Genomic DNA, 9,192 nt, shown 5'->3' on the forward strand with positions numbered 1-9,192 from the left:
GAGAAAGCCTGAACAGTCTCGAGAGCTTGGCTAAGTAACATAAAAAAATCCGTAATCTTGGGATGATTACGGATTTTTGCAGAACTGTAGGATCGTTCAACCTATTATTTAGTTCTTAACTGATCGGCATTACGCTACTGGCGCTTCTTTTTTATATTTTGGGGCAGATTAAAGGTCAATTAGCTTTATATAGAACGAAATATAGAGCGCGACAAATATCGTCGATAGGATTTTAGAAAAATATCGCGATCGCGACCTTCGATCGCTCAAATAATAAACCCCATGCTAAAAAACATGGAGTTTGTCAACAACCTCAAGGTGCCAAATGGCACCTTTTTTATATAGGGAAAATAAAATCAGTTACTATACTGACACATTGCCCATGCTCGTGATGAACTGGACGATTGGGTTCTATTTATCGTTCCAGCACGATTTCCAGAAAAGTAAAACACAGCAGCTGAGTCAGATATCGCTGACTTGGTTTTATCAATCCAAACAGGTAAGAGTGGTGTGAATGCAATGGCATTCTTAAATGGCCCTGAATTTGGGTATGCATCTAAGTTACCCCAGAAATTATAAATGCTATTTAATACAGCTTCGCTATCAACAGCACTTACATTTGTCCCACTACATGCTCTGCCTGCATTGATATTTGCATAGTAACTAGGTTCTCCTTCTGTCAAAGAGTACCAACGGCTATTGGTAGATTTAGTGACTTTAAATGTTGACGTTCTATCTTCTAGCCCACTTTTTGAGGCTGTTAATGTGATCACACCAGCGGTGTTTTGCATGAAGGTTAATTGCCCTGAATCATTAACGGCTAAACCAGAATCATTACTCGACCATCGGTTAGCTACTTTATCGCTGTTTCCAGTGTTAATTAATTGGATTGTACCAGTATATAACCGAGGTTCTGTAAATGCGTTTCCGTTATATGTTTTATCACTATTACCTCCTAAGGAACGATATTTTGAAATATTAGGTGGGCTGATAAAGGTGACAGTTAGTTCTTCATTACAAGAGTAACCATCTGCAGTACAAACTTTTAATTTACGTTCACCTTCAAATTGTGGGCTGCTCAATGTGAGGTTGACAGATAAAATACCCGCATCATTTGTGATTAGCTCATTACCACTGCTTGCGTTGTTTTTACTGACTACACAATTGTCGCAATCAAAATTTAATGGGATATTTGGGATAGGTACACCAGTACTATCTACCGTCGTAAATTTAATTTCAATATTTCTATCTGACCACTGTGTGGTTTTATTGGCTTCGACTTTAAGTAGGAGTTTACTGTCTCCATCTACCAACGTGACTTCAGGTTTTTGAGTTGTATTGAATTTCTCACCATTGATATTAACGGTAACCTGCGCTTTACCGGCTTTTGTTCCAGTTAACCGGGCGTTATAAACTCCATCATGCTCATTCACTGGTGTGAACGTGATGTTTTCTAATGCAGTCTCGAATAAAACATGTTGGCCTGAAACTAAGTTTCCTTGCTTATCTTTCAATGTGAACGTGACTGTGGAACTGTCCGCACCATTAGCATTAATTTTTTTAGGAATGGCGGTTAGGCTTGAGTTCTCATCAAATTGGTTGCCATCGCCTAATAAAGTTACCGTGGCCGTTTGGTTTAGAGTTAATACATTACCATTAACCATTACCGATAATTTGCTGACCCCAGGCTGTGTTCCTGTCAGGTCAGCAGAGTAAATACCATTTTGTTCTTTGACGACAGTGAAAGTTGTTCCGTTTAGAGATGAAATAAATTTCACTTCTTGCTTAGGTACGACATTACCTTGTTTATCTAGCAATTTCAGGGCTACAACCGAGTGATTAGTGCCATTGGCTTTAATTACTGGAGGGGTTGCTGAGAACGGTGAATTCGCATCAAAATTACTGCTATCAGCATCAAATTTTAGTGTTTTTTTGTCGAAGTTACCATTGTCTATTGTTGCAGTTAATGTGCCTGTACCGACAATTTTACTTTTAATGTCAATGTTCACTAGGCCATTGATATCTGATTTTTTCGAGATGGACTGTCCACTTTGTCCATCGGCAGAGATTAGAGTGACTTGCGAATTATCACTAAACCCTGACACCCTAAAGGTCACATTTTTATTTACCAATGCATCATTGGTATTGGTATTTCTTAGTGTGGCCGTAGCTTTATAACTATCAGTATTATTCGCATTAATCGCGTGATCTGGTGTTAATGTCAAAGTAATAATATCTTTAGAGGGCTTAACAGTTATTTGCATCGCTGCTGTATTTGATAAGTTGCCTTGACTGTCTGTCGCGCGAGCTGTTAATTGATAAATTTGCGGCTCATTAACTGTAGTTGGTTGGAAAGGCGGTAGCACTACTTTAATGGAATTAAGGGCTGTTGATTCTATTCTCCCACCATCCGCTAATAATTTAGGTGATGACCACGTAATATTTTTAATGTTGTAAGTCGAATTTTCTACTTTAGCTGTGACTGCTAAGGTGGATGCCGCTTCTGCACTAGTATCGTTAGGTAGTGAAATTATGAGTAAATTCTTTTTTCGATATTCCATCACAATATCATAGTTACGATCCACAAAGTCATAGCGGCTACCAATTAAGCTACGCATTGCACTGACATTGTCGCCATCAAGTTGTTTATTTAAAGGCATGCCAAAGCGGTATGTCAGCTCTAATGCGATAGAACTATCATGGGAACTTCCTTGTGAGGTTTGCCCCTTTAATGTAGCTAAAGGAAAAGGCGTATAGCTCACTCCTATTGTACTGACAGCTGGGTTTTCTTTTAAATTGCTAGGGGATATACTGCTTTCTAAATTAACATCTTTTCCATAATATTTTTCATATTTGGCATAGCCGCCAATTTGAGGGTAAAAAGGTAGATATGCTTCGGTACGAATATCAAACCCATTTGCAGGGCGTTCTTCATAGTCAATCATGTTATCAAGATGTGATTGATGCCAATTGGTAAGGCGAAAATAGCCATTAGCGGCTAACTTAAAATAATCCGCCCACAGCTCACTACCTACACCTAAACGAGAGTTACCACCAACAATTTCATAGTCATGAAATGCGTTAACTCCCCACATCCAGTCACTCTGATTTTGGCGATAGCCGATACCAAAATTAATGGTTTTATGATCTTCAGTTTGTTTAAAGCTTACCTGAGAAAAGAGTAAATCACTGATTTTATCTATGAAAGGTAATAGTAAATTTGCATCAGCACTTTTATCACTATTAAGCTGAAACCTAATTTTCCCATATTGTTTTAGCCAGTCGTTCACTTGCTGATTTAATACAGCCTCTCCGAGGCCTTGGAGATAATCAATGGAGGCATCTTTGCTATTTGGGTTGGCAAAAATTTGGCCTGCTTGTGAGGCTACATTCGCAACTTGAATGTCAGATAGCGCAGAATCGACACGTTCGCCATTTAAATCTAAGGTGGGAACTTCAGGCGCTAATTGATTTTTTTTCTCTTTTTTACCATTTAAATATAAAGACTTCCTCTCATCCGAATTTTGGTGATTAAGGGATTTAGAGGATGATAGTGATCCCTTTTTTTCTTCAGTATTTTTTTTATTATTTGGCGATAGAGGAAACCTTTCATCGGTATCCTGGTGATGAATATCAGAAGAAGATAGAATGGATGAGATTGGAATTGCCGAGTTGGTAATTTGTTCTGCTCTCGCAATATTAACAAAAATAGACGCTATCGGTAAAAATAGCTGAAAAAACAAAAGTAAATATGCTACAAAACGTTGTTTTTTTAAATGTTGATGAGTTATATGAAGCATGACTGCTCCTCAATAAGGTAATTTGAATATAAGTTTGTCTAGTGATAATTTTTAGATTTAAGGTATATATTAATAATATAGATCTAAGAATTGTTAAAATGACTATTTTGTAGGTTATGCTTTCGATTAAACATATTATCCCTTTAATTGTTAGCTAGCGTTATAGATATTAGTATATTGTGGTAAATTAAGTTTATCTCTTTGTCACGGAAGTGATTTACTTCATGTATACAATATGCCGTTGTTCATATGAAGATAAATCTCAATATTAAAATTAAGGTGTATTACTATATTTATTCTATATTTAATCGGTTCGCCCATTTCATTAAGTCGACAATATTATGTGCATCGAGTTTTTTCATTAAATTGAGGCGATGAGATTCAACAGTTTTGATACTTATTGAAAGAATTTCTGCAATCTCACGATTACGTAAACCATCGATGATTAATTTGAAAACTTGTTTTTCTCTCGGGGAAATCTTAGGCAAAAGTATGTTCTGTTTCTCAATGTTATTTGGTAGTAACGAACTGTTTTTTATGTGTGGAGTTAGTGCTTGATCAATAAATAAAACCCCTTGATTAACAGATTGAATAGCTGCTAATAACATTTTTACATCGCTACTTTTGAATACCACACCATGGACACCTATTCGGATAAACTCATCAATACATGTTTGCGATTTATTATTAATATAAATAATAAATTTTATCTCACTACATTTTCGTTTCAATTGTTTGATGACATTAGCTGAAAGAGGAATATCAGGGTCAATAATAAATAGATTAGGTTTTTTTCTATCATATGAATTAGTAATGGTAAAATTATTATCACAATAGTCAACTACATCAATATAAGAATGATTATTAGTAAGCTTTTTAATCGCAAAGTAGATGATTGGCATACTATCAACGACTAAGACTCTGCAACTGTTTATATTTGAACTTAATTGATTATTGTAGATTCTGTAAGTATTCATGATTAAGGCCTTACAATATAAGCAATACTTTAATGATAATCAGAGGCCTTATCGTTAAATAAGGCCGTAAATTAAAAATTAACCCTCGGGGTCATTGGGACCAGTTCGATTATTAACTGGGCTAGGTGTGGTAGGCGGTTGTGGTGAACTAAATTTCTGCCTATCCATAGATATAGCTTTAAAAAGTATTCCATTATTCCTAGAATTTTCTAAATTCTTTAAATTTTCGTGAGCATTTCTGGCACTTTCGATGTTATTATTATGGCGTTTACGTGCTACACCTAAACCTGCAATGCCTAATAAGCTCATAGCACCGCCAAGAGATCCACCCATCTCCATGAATTTATTCGCATTTTCTTTGGCTCTTTCTGCATTGCTTAATGCTTTTTCCGCACTTTCTAATTGCTTGGTTGCAGCGTCCACAATGTCTGCTTTAGCTTCTGATACACCCGCACTATATGCGGTATCATAAGTCGTTTGGAAAGCCTCTGTTCCTATATCTGTCAGGGTATTTTCCGAAAAAATAGGGACGCCATCAGAGGTTGAAGTATAGCGGGCGGCAATTTCTTGCTTAAGCTCGTCATTTTTAGGGGACGATGGCATTTTATCAAGTTCTTCATAACGGGCTTTATCCTTTTGAGTTTCTTGGTTTACCGCATCGCGACCCTTAGCATCACCTGCCGCACTGTAGTCTCCATTTTCGGCGTTATCCAAGTCAGCTTGGGATTGTGTTACACTATTTTCACCTTCATTAATTTTATCTTCAGCATCTTTTTTATTGCTATCTGCAATCCCGAGCATGACGCCCATGCCAACAAGACCCATAGTTAAACCAATAGCTGATAGTATATAAGGTAGAATATTATTTTTACTTTGTTTTAATTGGTTTTCGACTAGTACTCGCGCTTCCTCGTGCGGAACACCAGAGGCAGCTGCGGCGAAATTTTCTAATTTTTCTTTCAGTACATTCGTTTCATTCCTAGCGTTTTCAAGCTCTGCATTGGCATTTGATAGTTTTTCTTTCAGTGCCTCCTGATTTTTCATAGCTTCTTCATACGCTGCCTTGGCATTTAATAATTCAATTCTCAGTTTCTCCAGTTCTTCCGTATCTTCCGTAGCTCCTGCTGCATGCTCTTTCTCGGTCCCTGATAGTTGTGCTTCCAGTCTATTCACTTGACTCCAAGCTTCATCAAGAGCCTGTTGAACCTTAGATTTATCAGTATTGCCGTTTGCAGATGGATTTTTGAGGGAATATGATTCACCGAAGACATCATTAATGCCAAATATTGACGATAATTCTTCTCGTGTTAATGAATATTCAAATGTTTTAGGTGTTAATTGAGCATCTGGTAAACCAGCAGTTTTACTTTTGTTCACTTCTTGTGCTGTGATGCTCAGACAATACGGGGGCACGCTTTTATCGGCATATGAAAAATTTTTACTGATCTTAATGGCTATAATCTTTACCTGTCTTGTACTTGTATCTGAATTCTCCGTTTTAAAAATCATTCCATCGCCTTGGAACTGTTTTATAAGCATATCAGATATTTTTATATGCTGTTCTTTGGTCAAATTTTTCATTGTCCAAGAGCCATCACTATTTTGCTGCTCGTTGAAATCTAGCCCCATCTTGATTAATTCGTTTTTTATTGTTTCAGGTAGTGGTCTTGTATTTGGTATATTATTTGAATAGGACGTGTTTCCAGCAACAGGAGGTTTCGTTGCATCACTATGCAGCCTTTCAGCTCTAGAATGGTCACTATTTCTGCCATTAGCACCACTTCGCCCACTATTATCTGTACGGCGTGTACGCCTTGGAGGTATTTGGTTTGAAACACTCACACTCATAAGGATATTCCTTTAAATATAATTGACTCGATTAATATTATAAGTATACGGGAGCGAGTTTAAGTTTTAAATTAAGGTGTTGACCTTATTTTAATGTGGATTAAAAATTAACTTATTATGAATAACATGGAAAGGAGCCTATCAATATTCAAAGTAGGGTGACTGATAATTATTAAAAATTAAGCAAATAATTATATTTGCTTAATTTAATGATTTTTTTCATCTTTGACCATTCGTGTAAACTAATCTCTAATTTCCTTAACTAAAATGTAGGTTTTTATCGCTTTACTTTTGGTGCATTTTAATTTTTTTGTTTTGTGATGAATTTTATCGGCATAACGACGATGTATCAGTGAAATAATATTGGTTGCTTGCCGAACACTTATCCCGAAATTTTCTGCAACATCATTGCAACAGATATATTTTTCATGGATTAGGCTCCAGCGAGCAATGTATTTATAAAGATATTTTTCCTCATAATTTTGCAGTTCTTTAGGAATGAAAAATGCAGAATGATTAACTTGCTTTGCCATTATCGTTATTTTCTTTTCTTTTTTAAGAAATTCCAATGTGTTCATGTTTGTATCCTTTTTTCTATATGTATTATGTATTTTTTCGATAAAATTTTTGATTTAAAAATAATAATGTGAAAACCTAAGGTAAAAAGCCCAGGTATTATAGCTATCATGGAACACTACATCTGTAAAAATTAAAAAAAGACTAAAGGGAATATTAATAGTAACAAAAAGCACAAATACCAACCCACCGAATGAATTCACTAGTTATAGTGTCAGTTTGTTGTTTTATCCTTAATCTTAAATATATCTTGTAAATGTTCTGGGGTTAAAGAATAAACTTTTAATATTAATTCGCACCTGTTTTTTTCACCTGAAAATGAATGTATCTTATGAATTCGTACAACTTAATTATACTGTTGTTTGTCTCCTCTTGGCCATTGTATATGTGTTTTATCCACTGTAATGCTCCTAATAGAATTGGATGTCTTTCCATTCAGAGTATTAGGCATAGGCATACCCGCTCCATTCAAATGTTCGCTTATTACCATTTTCATTTCATTATACTTTGCTGATCTGAAACTTGTAATTAGCGAAGATGTCCCCCCCTTATGAGTTCGTACTCTAAGGTCTATATTTAAGTTATTTAAGCTGTTTACCCATTGATTAGGGAGTGATGGCGGTTCCGACGGTATCTTTGTTCTTGACGTATCACGTTGAGATTCTGCTACATCATGAACCACAGCTTTAGCTTGTAATGTAGCATGGGTCGTACGTAGAATGGGGCTAGAATCCGGGTGTTGAATAGGCATAAGGATCACTCCTTTAAATATAAATGACTCAATTAATATTATAAGTATACGGGGACGAATTTAAGTTTTAAATTAAGGTGTTGACCTTATTTTAATGAGGGTTGAAAATTAACTTATTATGAATAACATGAAAAGAGCTGAGTATTCAATAAGTTGATTTGATTAAAAGCGGAAGATATTTGCCGCCAAAATGGGATCAGCAACGCAACTTATTATAATTGGAAATCAAAGTATGGTGGCATGGAAGCTAATGATGTTAAACGATTAAAAGAGCTTGAAGATGAAAATGCGCAACTGAAAAAGCGCTTTGTCGAAGTTAGCCTTGAAAACCACGCGATGAAGGCGCTTTTCACAAAAAAAGAGTGGTAGTGGCTGAAAAAAGATCCTGCGCTCAATCATTAAAAGAAGCAGGTTTATCAGTCATTAAGGCTTATAAGCTAACTTCAGTTAACTTATTGAATTATTGTGAAGATAATGAAATTACGTTGTGCCATATTCAACCGAGAAAACCACAACAAAATGGGTTTATCGAGCGTTTTAATGGCTCGTTCCGTCGTGAGTTTCTAAATGCATATTTATTTGGATCGTTAAGCCAAGTGCGAGAATTAGCGTAATTTTGGCTGCAAGATTATAACCACAATCGAATTCACGAAAGTTTAAATCACCTCCCACCGGAGGCCTATCGTAAACAGTTAGAAAACTCTAAGTTGGTGTGTCTCAATTAGTGGGGAGTGGACAGCCACACCTAGTTGATATTTAGCTTTAAATGATTTATTTCTATGGAAAATAGCTACCGCACATTTTTTTATTATTTAAAATCAAAATGTTCCATTTAGAATGACAGTGAATTAATGTCGGTAAACCTAATGTTTATTAGCAACGATCATCCCTGTCAATTGTCGAATATGGAGCATCCAAAAAAGATACAAATAAAAATTCTTCTCGTCAACAATAATGCGTTTACATTTTTTTGTTAATTAACTCACCAAAGTTAACAAAAAAACAACAATTCAATGCAAAGATATCAGAAAAGTATAGTGAGGTATATTTAGACGGTAGACCTGCATTGAAGATTCTAAATCTTGTATTAGATGGTGCTTTTAGCCTTGATAAGTAAGCGGTTAATGAACCACACATACTAAACAAACTCGTCATTTGCCATAGTAGCTTTTTCATTGGAGGGACTATGGAACAACAAAGTAAACGAGAATACTGGACTGCAATTCTAGAGCTGCAACGA

General features: G+C 35.7%; 6 protein-coding genes and 1 pseudogene. 2 read left to right on the top strand and 5 right to left on the bottom strand.

The window, feature by feature from the left end; genetic code table 11:
- Window positions 1-356: 356 nt before the first annotated feature.
- The 4 genes from ACLPIE_RS21935 to ACLPIE_RS21950 form a co-directional block, all read right to left on the bottom strand.
- Window positions 357-3,800, bottom strand: coding sequence for an inverse autotransporter beta domain-containing protein (locus ACLPIE_RS21935; RefSeq protein WP_430263760.1), 3,444 nt, complete (start codon window positions 3,798-3,800; stop codon window positions 357-359).
- Between the two features lie 293 nt (window positions 3,801-4,093).
- Complete coding sequence (locus ACLPIE_RS21940) at window positions 4,094-4,777, bottom strand: LuxR C-terminal-related transcriptional regulator (protein ID WP_430263761.1); 684 nt, start codon at window positions 4,775-4,777, stop codon at window positions 4,094-4,096.
- Between the two features lie 78 nt (window positions 4,778-4,855).
- Window positions 4,856-6,625 carry a hypothetical protein gene (locus ACLPIE_RS21945; protein WP_430263762.1) on the bottom strand — a complete coding sequence of 590 codons (1,770 nt, stop codon included), beginning with the start codon at window positions 6,623-6,625 and terminating at the stop codon, window positions 4,856-4,858.
- Window positions 6,626-6,867: 242 nt separating this feature from the next.
- Entirely contained in the window at window positions 6,868-7,203 is a 336-nt protein-coding gene (locus ACLPIE_RS21950; protein ID WP_430263763.1) for a CaiF/GrlA family transcriptional regulator, read from the bottom strand.
- 920 nt (window positions 7,204-8,123) lie between these two features.
- Between ACLPIE_RS21950 and ACLPIE_RS21955 the strand changes: the two are divergent.
- Both ACLPIE_RS21955 and ACLPIE_RS21960 read left to right on the top strand, forming a co-directional pair.
- A pseudogene (locus tag ACLPIE_RS21955) lies at window positions 8,124-8,312 on the top strand (transposase); the annotation flags it as partial.
- 8 nt (window positions 8,313-8,320) lie between these two features.
- On the top strand, window positions 8,321-8,566 hold the full coding sequence (locus ACLPIE_RS21960; protein WP_430263764.1) for an integrase core domain-containing protein: 246 nt from the start codon (window positions 8,321-8,323) through the stop codon (window positions 8,564-8,566).
- 346 nt (window positions 8,567-8,912) lie between these two features.
- Here the strand turns inward: ACLPIE_RS21960 and ACLPIE_RS21965 are convergent.
- The coding region (locus tag ACLPIE_RS21965; RefSeq protein ID WP_430263765.1) for a hypothetical protein at window positions 8,913-9,192 on the bottom strand (280 nt) is incomplete at its 5' end.

Source organism: Providencia sp. Me31A, from assembly GCF_050487165.1.
Lineage (GTDB): Bacteria > Pseudomonadota > Gammaproteobacteria > Enterobacterales > Enterobacteriaceae > Providencia.

Coding starts and splice junctions, on each gene's coding strand:
- ACLPIE_RS21935 (WP_430263760.1), bottom strand. CDS start 3,800: ATGCTTCATATAACTCATCAACATTTAAAAAAACAACGTTTTGTAGCA.
- ACLPIE_RS21940 (WP_430263761.1), bottom strand. CDS start 4,777: ATGAATACTTACAGAATCTACAATAATCAATTAAGTTCAAATATAAAC.
- ACLPIE_RS21945 (WP_430263762.1), bottom strand. CDS start 6,625: ATGAGTGTGAGTGTTTCAAACCAAATACCTCCAAGGCGTACACGCCGT.
- ACLPIE_RS21950 (WP_430263763.1), bottom strand. CDS start 7,203: ATGAACACATTGGAATTTCTTAAAAAAGAAAAGAAAATAACGATAATG.